Origin of the sequence: Sodaliphilus pleomorphus (genome assembly GCF_009676955.1) — a bacterium.
Taxonomy (GTDB): domain Bacteria; phylum Bacteroidota; class Bacteroidia; order Bacteroidales; family Muribaculaceae; genus Sodaliphilus; species Sodaliphilus pleomorphus.
Map to the genome: position 1 here is coordinate 2,579,724 of NZ_CP045696.1, position 22,673 is coordinate 2,602,396.

At 57.0% G+C, this 22,673-nt stretch carries 14 protein-coding genes; 3 read left to right on the plus strand and 11 right to left on the minus strand.

Going from position 1 to position 22,673, the window contains the following annotated elements; genetic code table 11:
- Positions 1 to 94: 94 nt before the first annotated feature.
- The 11 genes from folD to porU (GF423_RS10755) all read right to left on the minus strand — a co-directional run bounded on the left by folD (position 95) and on the right by porU (GF423_RS10755) (position 20,353).
- Positions 95 to 976, minus strand: coding sequence for a bifunctional methylenetetrahydrofolate dehydrogenase/methenyltetrahydrofolate cyclohydrolase FolD (folD, locus tag GF423_RS10705; protein WP_154538185.1), 882 nt, complete (start codon positions 974 to 976; stop codon positions 95 to 97).
- A gap of 93 nt (positions 977 to 1,069) precedes the next feature.
- Positions 1,070 to 2,395: a signal recognition particle protein gene (gene ffh, locus GF423_RS10710; protein WP_154328350.1), complete on the minus strand. Its 1,326-nt coding sequence runs from the start codon at positions 2,393 to 2,395 to the stop codon at positions 1,070 to 1,072.
- Positions 2,396 to 2,544: 149 nt separating this feature from the next.
- Positions 2,545 to 3,183, minus strand: coding sequence for a hypothetical protein (locus GF423_RS10715; protein WP_154328351.1), 639 nt, complete (start codon positions 3,181 to 3,183; stop codon positions 2,545 to 2,547).
- 68 nt (positions 3,184 to 3,251) lie between these two features.
- A complete protein-coding gene (locus tag GF423_RS10720; RefSeq protein WP_154328352.1) occupies positions 3,252 to 4,043 on the minus strand; it encodes a glycoside hydrolase family 25 protein in 792 nt (263 codons plus the stop codon).
- Positions 4,044 to 4,197: 154 nt separating this feature from the next.
- On the minus strand, positions 4,198 to 6,366 hold the full coding sequence (gene yidC, locus GF423_RS10725) for a membrane protein insertase YidC (RefSeq protein ID WP_154328353.1): 2,169 nt from the start codon (positions 6,364 to 6,366) through the stop codon (positions 4,198 to 4,200).
- A 64-nt stretch (positions 6,367 to 6,430) separates the two neighbouring features.
- Positions 6,431 to 8,062: a CTP synthase gene (locus GF423_RS10730; protein ID WP_154328354.1), complete on the minus strand. Its 1,632-nt coding sequence runs from the start codon at positions 8,060 to 8,062 to the stop codon at positions 6,431 to 6,433.
- Positions 8,063 to 8,252: 190 nt separating this feature from the next.
- Positions 8,253 to 11,735 carry a type IX secretion system sortase PorU gene (gene porU, locus GF423_RS10735; protein WP_154328355.1) on the minus strand — a complete coding sequence of 1,161 codons (3,483 nt, stop codon included), beginning with the start codon at positions 11,733 to 11,735 and terminating at the stop codon, positions 8,253 to 8,255.
- Between the two features lie 223 nt (positions 11,736 to 11,958).
- On the minus strand, positions 11,959 to 15,456 hold the full coding sequence (porU, locus tag GF423_RS10740; RefSeq protein ID WP_154328356.1) for a type IX secretion system sortase PorU: 3,498 nt from the start codon (positions 15,454 to 15,456) through the stop codon (positions 11,959 to 11,961).
- Between the two features lie 36 nt (positions 15,457 to 15,492).
- Entirely contained in the window at positions 15,493 to 16,065 is a 573-nt protein-coding gene (locus GF423_RS10745) for a fumarylacetoacetate hydrolase family protein (RefSeq protein ID WP_154328357.1), read from the minus strand.
- Positions 16,066 to 16,096: 31 nt separating this feature from the next.
- On the minus strand, positions 16,097 to 16,762 hold the full coding sequence (locus tag GF423_RS10750) for a redox-sensing transcriptional repressor Rex (RefSeq protein WP_154328358.1): 666 nt from the start codon (positions 16,760 to 16,762) through the stop codon (positions 16,097 to 16,099).
- Positions 16,763 to 16,855: 93 nt separating this feature from the next.
- Complete coding sequence (gene porU, locus GF423_RS10755; protein WP_154328359.1) at positions 16,856 to 20,353, minus strand: type IX secretion system sortase PorU; 3,498 nt, start codon at positions 20,351 to 20,353, stop codon at positions 16,856 to 16,858.
- Between the two features lie 334 nt (positions 20,354 to 20,687).
- Here porU (GF423_RS10755) and rplU point away from each other — a divergent pair, with 334 nt between their 5' ends.
- The 3 genes from rplU to porV all read left to right on the plus strand — a co-directional run bounded on the left by rplU (position 20,688) and on the right by porV (position 22,660).
- Positions 20,688 to 21,008, plus strand: coding sequence for a 50S ribosomal protein L21 (gene rplU / locus GF423_RS10760; protein WP_154328360.1), 321 nt, complete (start codon positions 20,688 to 20,690; stop codon positions 21,006 to 21,008).
- A gap of 21 nt (positions 21,009 to 21,029) precedes the next feature.
- Positions 21,030 to 21,308: a 50S ribosomal protein L27 gene (rpmA, locus tag GF423_RS10765; protein WP_154328361.1), complete on the plus strand. Its 279-nt coding sequence runs from the start codon at positions 21,030 to 21,032 to the stop codon at positions 21,306 to 21,308.
- Positions 21,309 to 21,475: 167 nt separating this feature from the next.
- Positions 21,476 to 22,660, plus strand: coding sequence for a type IX secretion system outer membrane channel protein PorV (gene porV / locus GF423_RS10770; protein WP_154328362.1), 1,185 nt, complete (start codon positions 21,476 to 21,478; stop codon positions 22,658 to 22,660).
- The last annotated feature ends 13 nt before the right edge of the window (positions 22,661 to 22,673 follow it).

Consider the following 22,673-nt stretch of genomic DNA (forward strand, 5'->3'; position numbering starts at 1 on the left):
ATTTTCTTGTGTGCGAGGTTGGAGTTGGAAATAACTCAACACACGGGGGCGCCCGCCCGTGGCTGGGCACCCCCTGTGCCTTGTGCTGTGTTGTTTACTTGTATATCTCGTGCTTGGCAGCCAGCAGGGTGTTTTTCATGAGCGAGCATATCGTCATGGGGCCCACGCCGCCTGGCACCGGGGTGATATAGGAGCAGTGCGGAGCCACGTGCTCAAAGTCGACGTCGCCGTGCAGCTTCCAGCCGCTTTTGGTCGTGGTCGAGGGCAGGCGGGTAGTGCCCACGTCGATGACCACCACGCCGTCTTTCACCATGTCTTCGGTCACATATTCGGGCCGCCCTATGGCAGCAATGAGAATGTCGGCTGTGCGGGTGATTTCCTTGAGATGAGCAGTGGCACTGTGGCACACGGTCACGGTGCAGTTGCCGGGATACGACTTCTGCATCATCATGGCGGCCACTGGCTTGCCCACGATGTTGCTGCGCCCTATCACCACGCAGTGCTTGCCGCTGGTCTCGATGTTGTAGCGCTCGAGCAGTGTGAGAATGCCTTGAGGCGTGGCGCTTCTGAAGCAGGGCAGCCCTATCGAGAGCCGGCCCACGTTGATGGGGTGGAAGCCGTCCACGTCCTTGCGGTAGTCGATGGCTTCGATCACCTTCTGCTCGTCGATGTGCTTGGGCAGTGGCAGCTGCACGATGAAACCATCCACATCGGGGTCGGCATTGAGCCCGGCGATGGCCTCGAGCAACTGGGCCTCGGTCACGTCGGCCTCATATCGCAAGAGGGTGCTCTTGAAGCCACACTCGGCACAGGCTTTCACCTTGTGCGACACATAGGTCTCGCTGCCGCCGTCGTGGCCCACCAGTATGGCGGCCAAGTGAGGCTGTTTCTTACCTGCTGCAATCATGTTTTTCACCTCGGCAGCAATTTCCTGCTTGATTTGAGCAGCTACTTTCTTTCCGTCGATCAACTGCATTTGTTCAACTTGTATTTAAGGATTTTATGATAAAATAAAAAAGCGCCGCATTGAGAAAAACACAGTGTGGCGCCTTGGTGCTGTCGCCTCACGTCAACGGCGGCGCATGCCTCGCATCATCTTCATCGGGTTCTTGGTCGTGACCGCATGCATCATCTTGCGGGTTTGGTCAAACTGCTTGAGCAGCCGGTTCACCTCGTCGATGCGGGTGCCGCTGCCGGCTGCAATGCGCTTGCGGCGCGACCCGTTCATGATCTCGGGATGCTCGCGCTCATAGGGCGTCATCGAGTCGATGATGGCCTCGATGCCCTTGAAGGCGTCGTCGTTGATGTCGATATCCTTGATGGCCTTGCCCACTCCTGGTATCATCGATGCCAGGCTCTTGAGGTTGCCCATCTTCTTGATTTGATTGATCTGGTTGCGGAAGTCGTTGAAGTCAAACTTGTTTTCGCGTATCTTCTTCTCAATCTTCTTGGCTTCGTTCTCGTCGTATTGCTGCTGCATGCGGTCGACAAACGACACAATGTCGCCCATGCCCAGAATGCGGTCGGCCATGCCGTTGGGGTTGAAGGCGTCGATCTCGCCCATCTTCTCGCCCGTGCCCACAAACTTGATGGGCTTGTTGACCACCGCGCGTATCGACACGGCTGCACCGCCGCGGGTGTCGCCGTCGAGCTTGGTGAGCACCACGCCGTCGAAGTCGAGACGGTCGTTAAAGGCTTTGGCCGTGTTCACAGCGTCTTGGCCGGTCATCGAGTCGACTACAAAGAGGGTCTCGTTGGGCTTGATGGCGTCTTTGATGTTCTTGATTTCCTTCATCATCTCCTCGTCCACGGCCAGGCGGCCGGCGGTGTCGACGATGACAACATCGCAACCTGTCTTTTTGGCCTCGTCGATGGCGTGCAGGGCGATGGCTACGGGATCTTTGCTCTCGGGCTCGCTATACACGGGCACTCCTATGGCCTGACCCACGGTCTTGAGCTGCTCGATAGCTGCCGGGCGATACACGTCGCAGGCTGCCAGCAGAGGTTTCTTCTTCTTGCCTTCCTTGAGCCGGTTGGCGAGTTTGCCCGAGAATGTGGTCTTGCCCGAGCCTTGAAGACCCGACATCAGTATCACGGCGGGGTTGCCGTCGACGTTGAACGGGGCCTGCTCGCCGCCCATAAACTTGGCGAGCTCGTCGTGCACGATTTTCACCATGAGCTGCCGGGGCTCAACCGAGTTGATCACGTTCTGGCCCATGGCCTCGGCCTTTACACGGTTGCAGAAGTCCTTGGCAACTTTGAAGTTCACATCGGCCTCGAGCAGGGCTTTGCGCACGTCCTTCATGGTCTCGGCCACATTGATCTCGGTGATTTGGCCTTGTCCCTTGAGGACCTTGAAAGAGCGTTCTAAGCGCTCTGAAAGATTTTCAAACATGTATTGTCGATCTTATTTTGTTCTTGTTTTTTTAGATTACAAAATTACAATCAATTTGGCAGATAGACAAAAAAATGGCGGCAGTTTTCACTGTCGCCTCACGTGGCCGGCACAGCAGTTGTGCCATGGGGCCTCGTGCCTTGGGGCGATTATATGTCCTTGATCTGGCCTTGGGCTTTCTTGCGTTCAAACTCCCGCTCTGCTTTCTCTTTCTTTTCTTGCTCGAGCTGCTCCTTGCTCTTTTTCACCACCACCTGCGATGACCCGTCGGGCATCTTCACCTTTTGCTTGAGCTGCTCACGGTTGGGCTGCGAGTACTTGTTGATCGAGAAACTTTTCACAATGTCGTCGACCACCTCGCGGTCGCCGAAGAAGTAGTGGGCAAACACCTGCACCACGAGGTCGGTTTTCTTCGACACCAGGTTGACAATGATGGCGCGGGTGCCGTCGGGCATGATGCCCTCGACGCTGTAGCCGTCGAAGCCCTTCACCTTCACTTTGCCCTTCTTCACATCGTACATGTTGTATTGCGAGGCGATCTTAAACAGCGATGTGGAGTAGATCTCCTTTTTGGCTTTCTCGTCCTTGGTGTAGAGGGTGAGCGAGAGCTCCATGTCGTCCCAATGTTCGGCAAAGAAAGTGGGGGTGTTCTCCATCACAAATCCCCCGTCGGGCACGGTGAAGTTCAAGTCATACTTGCTCCAGTGCATGTCGACTGCCTGGGCAGGAATCATGGCCGACACTGCCAGTGCCATTGCCAGCAACAAGATGTGGATGAAGTGTTTCATATGCGTCTGTCTTTTTTCTTTCTCTGTTGTTTTGATCTCTGTTTTGTTTCTCTCTCTCTGTCTCAGTGTCACGAGCCGGCCTCGAGCCAGCGTTGCCACTCGGCGTGGCTACCGTTGAACACGTCAAGATCTACATCGCCGTCGATGCCGTCGACCGTGCCCCAATGGCTGTATTGCTGCATCACGTGGCGTTCTTGCTCGAGGTCCTGGGGTGGGTTGAAGGCACACAGCCACAGGTCGATGCTTGCAAAGTAGGGTTTCACCCACTTCTTGTAGCCCTCGCGGTTGGTGTAGAGCATCACGCGCCGCCCGTGCATGAGCAGGTAGTCGAGCATGGCGCGCACACCTGTTGCCGTGGCATGATTGCTCACCTTGGGGTCGTTGAGCCAGTCTTCGACGTCGACGACCAGGGGCAGGTCGAGGCGGGTGTGGCTCACAGCCTGCAAGAAATTGCGTGCCTGCAACCGCCCGTCGGCTCCCTTGCGGAAGTAGTGGTAGGCTCCTGTGACAAGACCTGCTTGTCGCGCCTTGCGGGCGTTGGTCAGGAAATTCTTGTCGCGCCCCCGGGTGCCCTCGCTCGCCTTGATGTAGACAAAGGTGATGCCGCTGGCCCGCACCTTGTCGTAGTCGATGTCGTCGCCGTTGTGCTGCGATATGTCGATACCCGTCACCGGGTAGCGGGCTGGGTCGATCTCCACGTGGGGGCGCCTCGTGCCGCTCCACAGCCAGTACAACGCTGCTGCAAGCATGACCAGTGCTGCCAGCCCTGTTGCCACCAGGCAGTTCAGCAGCCGGCCACTGCGCTTGCGCCTGCGCCTGCTGCGGGTTGATCTATGTCGTCGCCGTCGGCCTCGTGCCATTCTCTATCATTAAAGACGCGTCGATGAGCGTTTTGTTTTATGTGGCTGTGAAGTTTTAATGTTTTTTAATAAGAGTGCGCGACGGCCTCGCAATAGACCGCCGCGCCTTTCTGTTTTGTCATGAGTGCTCTTGTACCTTGCGTGCAGGTGGGGGTTAACGGCGCTTTTTGCCGTTCTTCTTCTGCTGCTCGCGCAGGGCGGCTTGCTGCTGGCGCTGGGCCTCTTCGAGGCGAGCCATGAAGCCGCTTTTCTTCTTGGGCTTCTTGGCATTGGCCGCCATTTGAGCCCTCACCTTGTCCTCCTTGATCATTGCTCTTATGGCATAGGTCTGGATGATGGTGATGAGCAGCGACACAAAGTAGTAGTAGCTCAGGCCGGCTGCATAGTTGTTGAAGAATACCAGGAAGAACACCGGCATGAGATACATCATCCACTTCATGCCCGGCATGGAGCTGCTCTGTGCCTGCGACTGCATCGTCAAGTAGGTGTAGATGATGTTGGTTGCTGTCATGAGCAGGCAGAACAGGCTGATGTGGTTGCCGAAGTAGTTGGTGATAAACGGTATCTGGCCGCTCCACGACACGATGGCATCGGGGGCCGACAGGTCGTGGGCCCACAAGAACGACTGCCCACGCAGCTCGATGCACGAGGGGAAGAACGCAAACACGGCCACCAGTATGGGAAATTGCAGCAGCATGGGCAAGCAGCCGCCCATGGGGTTGGCTCCGGCCTGGTTGTAGAGGGCCATCGTCTTCTGCTGGCGCTTCATAGCGTTGTCCTGACCGGGATACTTCTCGTTGATGGCCTGGATGTCGGGCGCCAAGATGCGCATCACAGCCTGCGACTTGTAGCTCTTGTAGGTGAGCGGTGAGAGCACCAGCTTGATGAGAATGGTGAGAATGAGAATGATGATGCCGTAGCTGTGTATAAACGTGCCCAGCCAGTTGAACACTGGAATCACAATGTAGGTGTTGATCCACCGGAATAGGGTCCAGCCCAGCGGGATGAGGCGAGTGAGCTCAAGGTTGTTGTAGGCAGCCTCGTTCTTGGATGCGCTCGAGTACTTGGCCATCATGTCCTTGTAGTGGCTCAGAATGCGATACCGGTTGGGGCCGAAGTAGAAGAAGAACGAGGCGGGGCGCGACACGGTCGACTTGTAGTCGAGCGAGCTGCTTATGCTCAAGTTCTTGAGAAACCTCTGGTACTCGGGGGTGCCTTGCTCGGTGGGCACACTCTTGAGCCTGGCTCCCACAAAGCTGTTGTCGGCGATGAGCACGGCCGAGAAGAACTGCCCCTTGGTCGATATCCACTTCAGCCGGTCTTGCATGTCCTCTTCCTTGGCCGAGGTCTCGGGGAGGTATTTCACATCGCCCCCGCCGTCGGACTCGGCATACTGGTAGTAGATGGTGCTGTTGCGCTCCTCAAACATCTTGCCCTCCTCGTGGCGGCCCATCTTTTGGTGCCAGTTGAAGTCCATGTCGGAGACGTTGGTCGGGACGATGGCCTCCATGTTGCGCTGCACGAGTTCCATGCGCACCATGTAGTTGCCCCCTTTGGCCAGTGTGTAGCGTATGCCAAACATCGCGTTGCCGGGCATGTTGAGGTCCATCTCCACCGTTGTGTCGTTGAGCTGGCGTGGTGTGAAGTAGAAATCCTTGGTGTCGTAACGGCGCTCGTTGGTGTTGAGCACAAAGCTGTAGCTGTTTTCGCCTGGCGAAAACAGCTCGACGGGCTTCAAGTGCTTCTGCTCGGTGTTGAGCTTGTGGTGCTCGTCGAGGTTGGCACTGGGCCATCCCAGCAGGGTGGCGCGTGTGATCATGCCGCCCTTGCTTGATATCTCGATCTCGAGCGAGTCGTTTTTCAGTTTCACGATTTGATTGGTGCCCTTGAGCTTGCTGGCCAGCGGGCCGTTTTTGCCGTAGGTGTCGCTCAGGTCGCGCAGCGCCTTGAGCGCGTCGTTGTTGACCTGTGTGCTGGCTACCTTGCCAGCGAGCAACTGTGCCACGTCGACGGCTTGGCCATCGACGTTGAGCGTGCCCTCGAGCTGGCCTTGAGCCAGGCTCACGCTGTTGCTGCCGGCCGCAATCTTGGCCGAGTCGCCGCCAAACTGCTCGATGTTCTGCTTGAGCAATGCGAGCTCGTCGGCACTCATGCTGTCGCGCACAGCAACTGCTGCGGCATGGGCTTTCTCAGCTTCGACCTGTTCTTTCTGGGCTTTCTGTTGCGCCTGTTGTTCCTTCTGCGCCTGCTTGTTGGTCATTGTCATCCAACCGATGAAAATGAGACCAATCAGCACCCAGCCTATGATCGTGTTTTTGTCCATGTTGTGATAGAATGTGCTGCTTGAGCAAAATACTATTTTGCTGTTGAGTTGTTTTTGTTGTTGACTATTGTTGTTTTACTTTTTTTTCTTTTTCCTCCTTGTTGGCGATTGCAGCTTCAATGAAGTTCATAAACAGCGGGTGCGGATTGAGCACCGTGCTGCTGTACTCGGGATGGTACTGTGTGCCTATATACCACTTCTTGCTGGGCATCTCCACAACCTCGACCAGATGGGTATCGGGATTCTCGCCCACACACTCCATGCCAGCGGCTTCAAATTGCTTGCGGTAGTCGTCGTTGAACTCGAAACGATGGCGATGCCGCTCCTCGATGTCGAGCTTGCCATAGGCCTCGGCCACCTTGGTTCCAGGCTTCAGGTGGCAGGCATAGGCGCCCAGGCGCATGGTGCCGCCCATGTTGGTCACGCTCTTTTGCTCTTCCATCAGGTCGATCACGTTGTAGGGCGTGTTGGGGTCGAGCTCGGTACTGTTGGCCTCGGCAAGGCCCAACACGTTGCGGGCAAACTCGATGACCATGCATTGCATGCCCAGGCATATGCCGAAGGTGGGCATGTCGTGTTCGCGACACCACTTGAGGGCCACAAATTTTCCCTCGGTGCCACGCACTCCGAAGCCTGGCGCCACAATCACGCCGTCCATGCCGCTCAGTTGCTCCTCGACGTTGCCGTCGTTGAGCTTCTCGCTGCTTATGTATTTGATTTTCAGCTTGTGGTCGTGGTAGGTGGCGGCCTGCAACAGCGACTCGTCGATCGACTTGTAGGCGTCTTGCAGCTCCACATATTTGCCCACGAGGCCTATTGTTACCACGTGGGTGGCTTTCTTCATGTGGTCGAGAAATTTGTTCCACTTGGTCAAGTCGGGCTCGCCGCTGTAGGGGGTGGCCGTCTTGTCGAGAATGATGTTGTCGAGCTTTTGGGCATGCATCATGAGCGGCACCTCGTAGATGGTGGGGCAGTCGACCGATTGGGTCACGGCCTCGACCGAGACATTGCAGAATTGCGCCACCTTGCGCCGCATGGCCAGCGGTATCTCTTTCTCGGTGCGCAGCACCAGTATGTCGGGCTGGATGCCCACTTGCTGCAGCATCTTCACGCTGTGTTGTGTGGGCTTGGTCTTGAGCTCCTTGGCAGCCTTGATATAGGGCACATAGGTGAGGTGCACGCATATGCAGCGGTTGCCCAGCTCCCACTTGAGCTGGCGCACAGCCTCAAGAAACGGGGTCGACTCGATGTCGCCCACTGTGCCGCCTATTTCGGTGATTACAAAGTCGTATTTTCCTGTGTTGGCCAGCAATTTCACATCGCGTTTTATCTCGTCGGTGATGTGAGGGATGATTTGCACCGTTTTGCCCAGATAGTCGCCACGGCGTTCTTTGTCGATCACACTCTGATACACTCGGCCCGTTGTGATGTTGTTGGCGCGAGTCGTCTTGATGTTGGTGAAACGCTCGTAGTGCCCCAGGTCCAAGTCGGCCTCGTGACCGTCGACGGTGACATAGCACTCGCCGTGCTCATAGGGGTTGAGCGTGCCTGGATCAATGTTGATGTAGGGGTCAAACTTCTGAATTGTCACATTGAAGCCTCGCGAGAGAAGCAGGCGGGCTATCGACGATGAGATGATGCCTTTTCCAAGGGATGAAACCACACCGCCGGTCACAAAAATGTATCTTGTCTCCACTGCCAAATGTTGATTTGTTTGTTCAAATTGCAAAATTAGCAATTATTCTTGATGATAGCTTCATGTTTGCACAATTAAATTTCATTTAATATGTGGCATGGCACCCATGCTTGCCAGGGTAGGGGGGCTTGCTGCATGGGTGCCTGCTTTTTACCGTTTGCCAGGCTTGCTCGTGGGCGTGCACATGTGGCTACTTCTGCTTCTCGAGAACGGTGAAGGTGCCTATTGCCGTGCCGCCATAGTGGTTGCCGGCCTCGTAGGTGCCGTAGTAGCGGTAGCGTGCGGGCTTGAGCCGTTGGCCGCTCTTTGTGGTCAAGTCCCAGGTCCAGGGGAAGGTGCAGTCTGGCTTTGTGTATACAAGGTTGCCGCTGGAGTCGGTCACTTTTAGTGTCATCGACGGGGTGACCGCGGTCTCGCTCTTGAGCTCAAACACGACTTGGTCGCTCACCACCGATTCCCGGGTGCTGATGGCAGCCCGGCTCGCTTCGCCCACGGTGAAGGTGATGGTGCGTGAGGTCTTGTTGCAGGCCACGTCGCACACCTCGAAGGTGAGCGTGTGGGTGCCGCTCTCGAGTCCTGTCATGGGGAAGGCGATGTTCACGTTCTTGCCGTTGTTGGTGGCCACGGCATAGTCCTTCACGAGCATGTACGACGTCTTGCCGCCGTCGAGTTTCAAGTTCATGCTTGTGCCCACGCCGCCCTTCTGCGTGTTGACGGCGACATTGTCGCTCACGTTGATGTAGAGTGTGGAGTTGCTGGGCACCAGGACGCTCTCGGCAGCATCGGCAGCGTCGTTGAAGTACATGTCGTGCACCACTGGCGGCTCGTTGTCGACGATGGCCCCCGTGGGAGCATAGGTGTCGATGAGCAGCTTTGTGTAGCGACCGTTGACCATTGTCGATGAGTTGTCCTGGTGGGCGTAGAAGCTGATGAGGCCCGTGTTGCCTGTCACGCTCTCTACATAGCGCGGTATGGTGATTTGGGCGGTCATCACGCCCTTCACCACGCGGCCCTTTACTTGTGCGAGCATGTTGCGCGGATAGTACACATCGCGGGTGGTCTTGGTGCCGTTGAAGTTCTGGGTGGCTTGGATATAGCGGGTTTCGCGGTCGTAGAGCGTGAAGTAGCCGTCGCCATTGAAGCTGGTGTCGACGCTCTTGAGGTCGCTTTTCATCACCTTGGCTTCGATGCTCACCGTGCGCAGAGGCATTGTGTAAGATTTTGTGTTTTCATCGATGTTGTAGCCGTTGACTTTAGAAACCTTGAAAAGGGGCTTGGGATAGTTCACCTTGATGGCCGGGTCGCCCAGCAGCAGAAACGACATCTTGTTGAGATTGTAGGACGAGGTGCGCCCTACAGGCTGCTTGCAAGCCATGTAGGCATCGCCTATGCGTGGATATTGACCCGTTTTGCCGAAGGCAAACATGGCATTGATAAACAGACGGTTGAGTGCATCGTTGTCGCTTGCGTTCACCGTGCGGGCCGAGGTTATCATGGCGATGACCCCGCCGTCGGGCTTGTGAAACATGATTTCGCCCACGCCACGGGTCTCACTGTCGTAGCGGGCAATGTCGCAGCAGGCGGTGGTCATGATGGGCAGGTGCTCGTTGACGCAGTGCTCGGCATCGGTCTGTGTCCACAAGTGGCTTGAGCGGCCAAACGAGATGGGGCCGGCATGGCCCACGTAGGTTGCAAAATACTGGCCCGTGTTGAACATCTGCGAGATGTGGCGCTTGGCCTCTACGGCCGTATAGGTTTCGGCACTCTGACCTGGCTCGGCGAGCTCGGTGGCCACGGGATACATCGACACATAGGCACGGTCGGTATTGAATCCCACGCCCAGCTCCTGGTTGATGAGCTGCAATGCACCCTCGGCCTGGAACACGTGCAGCGTGTTCTCGCTGAACTGGATGTCGTCGGCCCAGAACATGGCGTTGTCGCGCCAGGGGCCGTAGTCGGGATTTTCCACATAGTTCAGGAGCTTGTCGACGTCGCTGGTGGCCTCGTCGACAGTGGCCGACGGGATGCGGCCCACCCCGAGCCGCAATGTCGATGTGCTCATGTTGCTGCCCGAGTTGTCGTCGAGCATGCCGTAGAAGTCGTCGCACACGTAGGAATAGCTCTCGTCGCTGCTGTTGTCGCTCTCATAGGTGAGCACCGTGTTGGCTTTTTTCGACACCAGCGAGCGGTTGTCGTAGGTGCCGCAGCCCAGCAGCAGCAAGTAGCGGAATGTGCTCTTGTCGCGGTCATAGAACATCTTGTTCATCAGTCTGATGGCCATGGCATCGGGTGTGCCGCTCGAGAACTCGTTGAATACTTTCTCCTGGTCAACTACCAGCACACGCCAGCCGTCGACCTTGGCATGCATGTTGGCGATGCGTTGCGCCTGCTGCATGAAGGGCTTGCAGGTGACGATGACCATGTGGGGGGTGGCCTCGCCGTGAATGTTCTGGTTGTCGACGGCCTCCCAGCCAGATATGCACATCAGGGTGTCTTGTGGATTGAAGGCGATGTACTGACTGCTGCGCAGGTCCTGCCCTGGCGTGAACCCGTGCACGATCGTTGTGCCTGCTGCTGTGCTGTCGGCTATGACGTAGGTCGTGTAGTCGCAACGCTTGGGCGCGGCCGGGTCGTCGATGTTCCACACCACCAGGTTGCCGCCAGCCACGTCTTGAAGCTCAATGCGGTCGGTGTCTGTAAGGTTGGCAAAGCCCATGCGCACCTGGCTCTGGCCGCGGGGTATGGCATTGCTGTGATAGTAGGTGAGCATCACATAGTCGAGGTTGGCATTGGTCACTTGTCCGGTTGTGCTTATTCCCAATCGCACCTTGCCCGTCTCGCTGTGACCTCTTGGCGTCACTTGCCCCAGGGTTGTGGCGCTGTTGTAGTACACAGTTGTCGAGGTCGAGGCATAAATTTTGTTGGTTGTCGATGAGTAGGCTACCGTGTCGGTGTAGCCGCCCATGTCGATGTAGGTGTAAATGTTGGCAAGGGCCGATACCTTGGCCCCCACGCTGGTATAGGCAAGTACAGGTGTGCCGCTCACAAGCCCTGGCAGCTTGAAGCCGAAACTTGTCTCGGCCGATGCGATGTCTTCGCCCAGCAGCGTCTTGCCCGAGCTGCCGGGACTTGTGAGCTCTTGCTCGTGCAGGCAATAGTCGAGGCTTGTGGCGCGGGGCATGGTGCCCATCGTGAGGCTTGTGGGGGCTGTCTCGATGGTATCCCCGGTGCCTGCCTCCTCGGTGAGAAAGTAGCAGCCCCTGGTGGCATAAGGGTTGATTTTGCGTGTGTAGTGCGGCACCTTGGTGCGTGGGTCGGCTATCTCGGCAGTGAGCGGGCCGCGCCCATAGAAGCATATCTTGTCGCCGTATTTCGCCACGGGCACCATCGTCAAGTCGTCGGGGGCCTTGCCGTCGAGCACCTCGCTCAGCACGTTGCCTCCCCTGCCGTACACTCTCACCTTCTCGGGCGACGAGAAGCCCATGGCCTTGAGCTCGTCGCTGGTGAGCTGGTAAACACCCGATTCAGCTACCGATATTTTTACCCATTTTCCCGTAGCCAGTTTTGACGTCGAGGCATAGTTGGAGGCATTGAACCCGAAAGCGGCTATTGCCGTTGCACAGGCAAGCAGCCCGATGCACAAGGCTCTTGCAACGACAGGGTGGTGTATCATAGAATTATTAATTTTCACTGGACATTGATTGATATTGATAGTTAATGATATGTGTACAACACATCATAACAATAACGCGTTTTCCCCCCTCGATATTGTAACAACGGGGCGCATATTTGCAGGCTCTTGCAGCAAACAACGGGGGCCGGCAGCTCGGTCGGCACCTTATGTGTGCCCCGTTGCTGTCGGCCCCCCTGCTGTGTGTTGGTGCTCTTGTGTGATGCTACTTGCTGCGCTTGTAGTTGTCGACTACAATGAGGTCGCACATGGGCGTGCCTCCGTAGTCGTTGCCCGCCTCATAGGTGCCAAAGCACTTGTAGAGCCCGGCAGCCACGCGCGAGCCGTTGTCGCCCGCGAGGTCCCACGTGTAGGGGAAGGTGCTCACTCGCTTGTGCCACACAAGCCGGCCGGTGGCATCGGTCACCTTCAGCGTCACGGTGGGCGACTGTGCGAGTTGGCTGTCGATGTTGAAAGTTGCCTTGTCGACGGCAGGGGTCTCCTGCACGCTTAGGCTGGCTTGACTCGCCTGGCCCACGACAAAGCTCAAGGTGCGGCTCGTGTGATTGCCGGCGATGTCATAAACCGTGTAGGTGAGCGTGTGGCGGCCGCTCGTGAGTGAGTGCATGGGCAGTGCAATGTCGAGTTGCCGGCCGTTGTCGCTCAAGGTGGCATAGTTGCCTACGCTTGTATACGATGTGGTGCCGTCGAGCATGAGCGACATGCTCTGGCCCACCGAGGTGTCCTGGGTGTTGATGGCCACATCGTCGTTGGCCTTGATGTAGAGTGTCGACGAGGAGGGTATCAAGTCGGTCTCGGGGCTGGTGTCCTCGTCGTTGAAATACATTGCCTCAATCACAGGTGCCGCATTGTCGGTCACGGCGTGGGCAGGGTCGTTGGCGGCTATTGTCAGGCCGGCATAGTCGCCATTCACCATCTCGGCAGTGCCGTCGTTGTGGGCATATATCTTGATGAGTGCGTTCTGGCCATCGGCATCGGCCATGTCGGGCACGATGAGCGTGGCAGTGAACTGGCCGTTCACCACCTTGCCCTTCACCTGCGAGAGCACTGTGCGCGGGTAGTAGATCACGCGTTCCACGCTGCGGCGGTTCTCGCGCAGTGTGATGGTGTCGTACACCTCTTTGCCGCTGTAGAGCGTGGCATAGGCATCACCGTTGAAGCCCGTGTCGACGGCGCTGCCGTCGGCCTTCATCACCTGTGCGCTCACGGTGAACGTCTGCTTGGGATACACGGTCACCGTTGCAGCGGGCGTAGCAACGCTGGTGCCAGCCACTGCTTGTACCTTGAAGTGCGGTTTGGGATAGTTGATCTTCATGGCCGGGTCGCCCAGCAGCAAAAACGACATCTTGTTGTGGTCGCTCGTTGTGCCAAACGAGCGCTTGGCGGACTTGTAGGCATCGCCCAGGCGCGGCATGGTGCCGGTGGCCCGATAGGAGAACATGCCGTTGATGAAGGCACGGTTCAGCGCGTCGTTGCCGTCGGCATAGACGTCGCGGGCCGAGGTGAGCATGGCGATGGCGCCTCCGCCCACTTGGTGAAACATGGCTTCGGCTATGCCGCGGGTGTTGCTGTCGAAGCGGGCAACGTCGCAGCAGGCGGTGGTCATGATGGGCAGATGCTCGTAGATGTGCGAAGTGACGTCGCTCTGTATCCACAGTTTCCCGTAGCGTGAGAAGTTGGTGGTGCCGGCATGCCCCACAAAGGTGGCAAAGTACTGCCCCTTCTCAAGCATGTCGACCACGTGCCGCTTGGCGCCTGCAGCCGAGAGTATTCGCTTGTCGGCCGACGCCGATGGCTCGGCCAGCAGGGTGCCGCGATAATACATCGATATATAGGCCTTGTCCATAAACATGCCTGTGGCCAGGCTGTCGGTCATCATGTTGGCTACACCCTCGGCCTGGAAGGGGTGCAGACCGTCGTCGAGGTCGGTGTCGTCGGCCCAGAACGAGGCATTGTTGCGCCACACCCCGTAGTCGGGATTCACGACATAGCTCACAAGCTTGTCGACGTCGGTCTTGGCTTCGGCCACCGTGGCCGATGGGATGCGCCCCACACCTATGCTAAGCAGGTCGCTCGAGATGTCGTAGCCCGAGTTGTCGTCGAGCAAGCCAAAGAAGTCGTCGGTCACATAGGAGTAGTTCTCGTCGTTGCTGCAATCGGTCTCAAAGGTGATGAGCCGGTTGGCCTTGTCGGCCGAGAGGCCGCGGTTGTCGTAGGAGCCGCAGCCCAGCAGCAGCATGTAGCGGAACTTGCTCTTGTCGCGGTCATAGAACATCTTGTTCATGAGTCGCAGTGCCATGGCGTCGGGAGTGCCGCTCGAGAACTCGTTGAACACCTGGTCCTGGTCGAGCACGAGCACTTGCATGTGGTCCTCGTTGTAGTGCATCTGTGCTATGCGTTGGGCTTGATCGAGGAAGTGCTTGTTGGTGACAATGACCATATCGGGGGTGGATGCGCCGTGTATGTTTTGGTTTTCAACAGGTGCCCACCCGGCTATTTGCATGAGTGTGTCGAGTGGATTGAAAACGACATATTGTGCCCAGTTCTTGTCGATGCCGGGAGCGAAGCCATACACTTGTGCGGCATTTCCCGTGGCGTCGGCAGTGGCGTGCACAGCGCAGTCGTAGCGCACCGGCGAGGCGGGGTCGTCGATATTCCACACCACCAGGTTGCCCCCATTGTTGCCCGCGAGTTCAATCAAGTCGCTGTCTGCCTGGTTGTTGATGCCCATGCGCAGCTGGCCGTGCGAGCCCAGGGCGATGTTGTTGTCGTGCCAGTAGGTGATGATGAAGTAGTCGAGATAGGAGCTGGTGACCGAGCCGTTGGGCGAGTAGAGGCTCACCTCAAGTTTGCCTTTCTCGTTGTATTTCTTGGGGGTGACGGCCGTGCTGGGCGAGGCATAGTTGTAGTAGATGAATGACGACGACGGCGCATAGATCTTGGACGACGACAGCGTGTAGCCCAGCGTGTCGGTGCTGCCGTCGACGTGCAGGTAGGCGCGCACGTAGGTCGAAGCCGTGCATGCTGCCGCCAGGCACGTGTTCACCACGATGGGAGTGCCTGGCTTGAGGCCTTTGAGCTCGTAGTCGAATGTGCCATTGGCATTGTTCAGCGTTTCGCCCAGCAAGTCCTTGCCCGATGAGCTGGGCGATTGCAGCTCTTTCTCGTGCACATAGTAGTCGAGGCTCGTGGAGCGCACTGTAGTGGCCGTGTTCTCGGCTACAGCGGCAGTGGCCACGGTGGCCTCTGTGCTGTTCTCCTCGGTCAGGAAGTAGTAGCCCAGGGTGGAGTAGGCGTTGTTCTGCCTTGTGTAGCGCGGCGACGACGAGAGCTGGTCGACGGGCGTCATGGCCACAGGTCCGTTGCCGTAGAAGCATATTTTGTTGTTTTGGCGGGTCACGGGCACCTTTACCAGGTCGTCGTAGGTCTTGCCGTCGAGCACCTCGCTCAGCATGTTGCCTCCCGAGCCATACACGCGCACCTGCTGGGGCGAGTCGAAGCCCATCTCCTTGAGCTGGGTGTAGGTGAGCTCATAGACTCCCGATTGCGGCAGGGCGATCTTCACCCATTTGCCCGTGGCCAGCTTCGACTTGCTGGCAAAGTGCGATGTGCTCAGTGCCATTGCCGGCAGCATCGTTGCGCCACCAGCGAGCAGCGCAAGGGCCAGTTTTCTTATGCCAGATGATGATATATGCATGCTCATTTTTAGCTGTTTTTATTTCAAAAAAAACTATTGTTTCTATTTAATCCTTATTTTCAGCGATGGCTTGCCGCCTATGGTGGCAGTGAGGTTTTGACCTATCGTGAGCACGTGCGACTTGCTGTTGTCGATGTTGACGATGATGTCGCCCATCTTGAGTGTGAAGTAGGTGCTCACCAGCTCAATCATGTGGTCGAAGTCGTGGCTCATGCCGGCGGTCGAGGTCGTGGCCACAATTGCGTCGTTGATGGCAACGGCGGTCTCGATGCTCTCGGGCATGTCGCTCCAGGGCATGTAGTCGCCCAGCATCACGGCGCCGTCGAAGGCTGTGAACCGCGCATCGCCTCTGTCGTCAACGTTGTCGCCGCGGGCCTCGACTGCCACACATGCCGCCACGCTGTCGTAGTAGCGGTGGGCAAAGCGGCTGGCCACATTCTTGCCCAGGCGGTTCACCCGCAGCGCGATGGCAGGATGCATTACAAATTGCGGGGCAAAGTCGGGCACAAAGAATGGCTTGTTGCTCAGCAGTATCGATGAGTCGGCCATGAGCCTTATCGCCACATGGCTTTCGGCCTGGTCGTTGCAGTTCCCTGTGATGCCTATTACTTTCACGTTAGTATGATGATGATCGGGTCGCCCGGCGTTATTTTTTATTCATATATTTTTTTTCTTCCATGCGGTAGTACATGAGTGCCAGGTGCGCGTAGATCGATGTGTTCTGTATCACGATGTCGCTGGGGGCCTTGATGCGATAGGGAGTGAAATTCCATATTGCCTTCAGCCCGCTCTCGATAGCGGTGTTGGCTGCCTCCTGTGCATGTTCGACCGGCACTGCAAGCACTGCAATCGACACGTTGAACTGCTGCTGGCAGCGATGCAGCTCGTCAAGGCTGTAGACGGGGATGCCGCATATGCTTGTGCCCACCAGCTCGGGGTTGATGTCGAAGCCTGCCACGATGTTGAGCCCGTATTGGGAGAGGCCCACGTCTTGCATCAAGGCGGCTCCCAGGCTGCCTGCGCCTATCATGAAGGCGTTGTGCTTGCGCTTGAAGCCCAGGAAGTCTACCAGCTCGCGCACGAGCGAGTGCACCTCGTAGCCTATGCGCGTCTTGCCCTTGATGTTGAGAAACGACAGGTCCTTGGCGATTTGCGAGGCGTCGACGTTGATTTCCTTGGCAATCTGTGTCGACGACACATATTCTATGTGCTGGTTGTCGAGCATTTTCACATAGGCCAAATACCAAGGTAGCCGTCTGAGTGTGGGCTCTGGTAGCATCACCCTGCCTCCTGTATTTCTTTCCTCACTCATTGTCGCGACATTCCTTTCATTATGCTTTGTGGCTTAGTACAAATGACTTGCAAAATTAATGAAAATTATTAAAATTGCAAAATCACGTCTTTGTCACTGAGCCGTCACTGCCATTTTCTTGGCTTTTGTTGCCTCTTGCTCTCCGTTGGTGGTCACGGTTGCCTTGTAGATGTAGATGCCGCGTGGCACGCGCGCGCCGCCGTAGTCGGTGAGGTTCCAAGTGATGGGGAATGTGGTGAACATGTTGCTGCGTCCTGTCTCGGTCGAGCTCCATATCTTGCGGCCCAGCAGGTCGTAGATGTCGATGGTGACCGTGAGGGTGGCGTCGGGCCGGTTATGCTTTACATAGAAGTTGGCCTCCACACTGGCAGGATTGGCGTCGCTGTACACGTCGTAGATGTCGGGCTTGAGACCGCTCTCTACAAAGAACGTGATGGTCTTCTCGGCCGAGTTGTTGAACACGTCCCAGGCCTTGAGCTTGAGGGTGTGGTTGCCGTTGGCCAGGTTGCTCAGCTGGTAGCTTATCGTGCCTGCAGTGCCATCGCCGTTGCTCGTGGCCGCGGGCGTGAAATAGGACGTCACGTCGTCGAGGGTGGTGTTGTCGTCGAGCGTGAGCGTGATGGAGTGCCCTATGCCGCTTGTCGACAGGTTGATGCCCGACTCGTCGGCTATCGAGGCTATCACCAGCGGCGACTCGTTAACCTCGTCGCCGTCGTTGAAGTTCTCCGAGTTCAAGCCCAGGTAGTCGATGCTGGGGCCTATCGTGTCGGTCACCACGCTGTCGTCGTAGCCATAGATGTAGAAGTCGCTGTTGCTGCCTTGCGCCTCAATCGAACCGCCATTGTAGGCCTTGCTGTTGAGCTTGGTGTTGTCGTAGGCATAGAGGCTTATGAGCGATGGGCTGTAGTTGTCGTAGGTGGCCATGATCTCGCTTGGCACGGTGAGCTTGAACTCGAAGCGGCCGTTTCTCACTGTGTCGACTTTCACTGCCAGCTTGTTGGGACGGTCGAGGTAGACGTATTTCTCGCCGTTCTGGCCATATCCGTGAGTTTCCACACTTTGCTCGCTGTCGTAGAGCGTGGCGATGACGGGGCCGTTGAAGTCGGTGTCGTTGCCCTTGGCATCGGTCACCTTGCCGGCAAAGGTGAGCAATTGGCGTGCCTGAAACACGGGCATGTTGTTCTCGCTCACCTGCTGCCCGTTGATGCTTTCCACCTGTATCTTGTAGGTAGGAATGGCGGGGCGCATGGCCGGGTCGCCCAGCAGGAAGTAGGGCAGGTTGTTGCGGTCGCCGCCCGATGCCGTGGCCTGCCGGTAGGCGTTCTTGCCCAGTCGCATGATGTCGCCCAATCGCAGGGGCAGCCCGTTGGCGTCTTTGGCAAAGGTGTAGTTGGCTACATGGCTGTGCAAGCGGCCGTTGTTGTCTTCATACACCAGCCGCGGCGGACACACGATGGCAATCACGCCACCGCCCGTGGTGAGAAACAGCTTCTCGCCGCCCGACTTGGCGATGGCGTCGAAGCGGGCAAACTCGCAGGTGGCTGCGTAGAATATGGGCTGGTGCTTGTAGTAGAAGTTGGTCGTGAGGTCGGTTGTGGTGATGATGCCCTCGCCTGTGAGCACGTTGGGGCTGCCGTGACCCGTGTAGTTCCACCAGGCCACGCCCTCGTCGAGCAGACGGTACATCTTGGTGCGGGCGTCGGGGTAGGTGCGGCCGCCGCCCGAGCTCAAGGCTGTGAAGGCGTCGGTATACACCTTGTTGTATATCATGTCGGCTCCGCCGTTTTTCTTCTCGTTGGCGATTGTGGTCTCGGCCTGTTTCATGTGTATGCCATAGTCCTCGTCGTCGGCCACGTCGAGCACGTTGGTTTTCCAAGCCCCGTTGTCGGGGGTGGTTACATATTTCACCAGCTTGTCGACAGCCAGCCGGGCCTCGCTCACGCTCCTCACGGGCATTCGCCCTATGGCAATGCTCAAGTCGTTGTACTGGAAGGGAGAGCCCGAGTTGTCGGCCAGAATGGCAAAGGGGTCGTCGCTGGTGAACGAGGCGGTCTCGTTGTCGCTCAGCTCGGTTTGCCAGGTGAGCAGCATGGGGTAGGAGATGGCTTGCACCGAGCTGGTGAGCTGGCGGTTGTCGTAGCTGCCGCCCCCGAAGAGAAGCAGATAGCCCAGCTTGTGGCCCTGGCTGTCGGTGCCGCGGTCGTAGAAGCACTTGGCGAGCATGCGATAGGCCATGGCATCGGGGGTGCCGCTCGAGAACTCGTTGAACACGTCGTTCTGGTCAACCACCAGCACGCGCATCGAGTCGACGCTCTCGTGCAGGGCTGCCACGCGGCGGGCCTGGGCGAGGTAGGCGCTGGGCGAGATGATGATCATGTCGGGGGTGGCCTCGCCGTGTATGTTCTGATTTTTCACAGTCCCCACCATCGAGGGTGTGGGAAAGGTGGCGTCCTGGTCAAAGGCAACGTACTCACGGTTGCCCGACTGCGCGGGCGAAAAGGTGACTGTGCTGCCGCTGAGCGATGTGTTCATCTCGATGGGCTGGTGACTCACGGTCACGTCCCACACGTGAGTGCCGGCGTTGCCCCCGCTCAGCTGGAACTGGTCGCTCACGTCGCCGCTGTACTGGCCCCAGCCTATCGTGCCGCCGCTCAGTGCCAGGTTGCGCTGGTAGTTGACGGTGATGTAGTTGAGCCGTGCCATATACAGGGTGTAGATGGGCGAAAACGACAAGGTGTAGGTGAGGCTCGTGGTGCCGCTCAGGGTGAAACTGTTGACAAAGGTGCCATACTTGTAATGCTCGTGGGCGACGTCGGTCACGGTGTTGATGTTCAAGCTGTTGGTGGCCCGTGTGCCATTGTACTGTGCGGTGACTGTTGCTCCGGTTGTAACGTTGCCGGTGGCATAGGTCTTGGCGGCGAAGTTGGTGAGCACGTTTACCGTGCCGCCGTCGGTCAAGCCGTCGAGTGTGAACTTGAAAGGCTGCGTAGTGGTGTAGCGAAAGTCCTCGCCCAGCAGCTGACGCCCGGTTTCGCCGGGATTCACGAGCTCCTCCTCATGAAACTCTCGCCCGGTGACGGTGTTGATCACCTTGCCGCTGCCCAGGCTTGCGCTCGACTTGGCAATAGCCACGTCGCTGTAGCGGCTGTCGTCGGTCACAAAGTAGTAGCCTGCTGTGGCATAGGGGTTTTGTTCCTGCACATAGTTCACAGCTCCGCTCTGCGCTTTCCACTTGATATTGCCCTGGCCGTAAAACAGCAGCTTGCTGCCCGTGCGCACCACAGGCACTTGTGGCAGGTCGTCGGGGATGTCGCTCGTGAGCTGCTCGCTCATGGCACCGCCCCCGAAGCCGAACACGTGCACCTTGCTCAAGTCGCCCAGGCCCCATTTCTTGGCGTCGCTGGCCGTGATTTGGTACATGCCGTTGCCGCTCACCTTGATTTTCACCCATCGGCCCGTGGCCAGTTTCGAGGTGTCGGCACGTGTGCCGGCTGGAAATGCCCCTGCACTCGTGGCGATGACTGCACACAGTGCAACGAGGGCTATCGTCTTGACTGACATGCCTGAATGACGTCGTGTCTGTTGGTCCATATTTTTTCCTTTCACTGCTTTGTCTTGTTGCAATATAACACATTCGGAATCCAGCTTCTGCCCCTGTCAGGCATGACAGCACGGTATTCCTTATCTATATTTTAACGTTGCAGGCGGTGTTTTATTGTGGCAATCTCATTTCATGTCCTCCTCTTCTACACTTGACTTTACTTTGACTCTACACAAGAAGAAAAAATTTGGTCAATTCGTTGGAAAGTTGTAATTTTGCAGTCGATTTCCGAAAGGCTCGACTAAGCGGTGGTGCCTTTTCCCCACACAGGATGATGAGCATCGCCCGCCGCACGGTATAACTTGTAATACAATGTTTAAATAAATGTACGCAATTGTAGACATTCAGGGACAGCAGTTCAAGGCCGAGCAGGGCAAGACACTGTATGTTCACTATCTCGGCGACGAGAAGAAGGAAGGCGATTCAGTAGAATTCGACAAGGTCCTGCTCGTTGACGCCGACGGTGCCGTCAAGGTTGGTGCACCTACCGTCGAAGGTGCAAAGGTTGTTTGCGAGGTAAAGACTCCCCTCGTGAAAGGTGAGCACGTGATCGTTTTCAAGAAACGTCGCCGCAAGGGCTATCGCCGTCTCAACGGCCATCGCCAGATGTTCACTCAGCTTGTGATTAAAGAAGTTATTGCTTAACCCCTAAAATTTTAAAGATTTATGGCACATAAAAAAGGTCAAACCAGTTCAAGGAACGGTCGCGAGTCGCAAAGCAAGCGACTGGGCGTTAAAATTTTTGGTGGTCAATTTGCCAATGCCGGCAGCATCATTCGCCGTCAGCGTGGCACCGTGCATCGTCCCGGCACCAACGTGGGCATGGGCAAGGATCATACACTCTATGCGCTGGTGAGCGGAACGGTTGAGTTCCAGCATCGTGCAGGCCACACCTATGTGAACGTGGTTGCTGCTCCAGCTGCCCAAGAGAGCGAGAAGAACTAAAATCGTGCATTGCCCGCGCTGCTGCGGGGGCACAGCACATGAAATGTTTATAGGCAACCCACCCTGCCATAGGGGTTGGGTTGCTTTTTTACATTTATGGGCCAAGGCACAATAATTGCCGCAATTTTGAGTTATTATTGTTGTAGCATTATAAATATTTTTGATTGATGAAACTTACCAAGACGTTGATACTCGTCTCCTTGGCCATGGCGGGCACACTGGCCGCCCAGGCCGACGACGACATTAAGAACACCGAGTTCAACCCAGTAACCACGGGTGTGACTTCGCTTGGCATCACCCCCGATGCCCGTGGAGCCTCGATGGGCGACTTGGGTGTGGCTACCGACCCCGATGTGAACTCTCAATTCTGGAATCCAGCAAAATATGCCTTCGCCTACAGCACCGCAGGCGCATCGCTTTCCTACACCCCCTGGTTGCGCAAGATTGTGAACGACATCTACCTGGCCAACCTGGCGGGCTACTGGAAAATAGGCGGTGGCGACAACCAGGCCGTGAGTGCCTCGATGCGCTACTTCTCGCTGGGTGAGATACAGATGACTGGTGACCAGGGCAGCAACATAGGCAGCATCAACCCCTATGAGATGGCAGTCGACGTGGCCTACTCCCGCAAGCTTTCAGAGAAATTCTCGATGGCCGTGGCCCTGCGCTACATCTACTCCAACCTGGGCTACAGCGAGTACTCGTCGACCGAGGGCACCACGGGTGCGTCGGCCTTTGCTGCCGACATCGCCGGCTACTACACTACCTATCCCGTGATAGGCCGCAACGAGTGCCAGTGGTCGCTGGGATGGAACCTGTCCAATATTGGCTCCAAGGTGTCTTATGACCACGGCGACAACCCGGCTTTCCTGCCCGCCAACCTGCGCATAGGCACAGCTTTCACCTTCCCGCTGGCCGACTATCACAATCTCACCGTCTCGCTCGATGCCAACAAGCTGCTCGTGCCGGCCAAGCCGCGTCTGTCGGACTACAGCGGCGAGGAATCGGAGTCAAAATATGAAGAAGACTTGCAGAAGTGGAAAGACAAGAGCTCGATATCGGGCATCTTCGACTCCTTCGACAAGGACTGGGCCAAGCGCATCACCGAGTCGATCGGTCTGGAATATGCCTACAACCAGCAGTTTTTCTTGCGTGCCGGTTACTTCCACGAGAGCAAGTTCAGCGGCAATCGCCAGTACTTCGGCATGGGTGCAGGTTTTGCGCTCAATGTGATAAAAATCGACGCCAGCTACATGATAGCCACTGCCCAAAACAGCCCGCTCGACCAGACGCTGCGTTTCACCCTCTCGTTTGACCTCGACGGCATCAAGGGTCTCTTTGGCCGCCGTTAAAATCTATATTGTG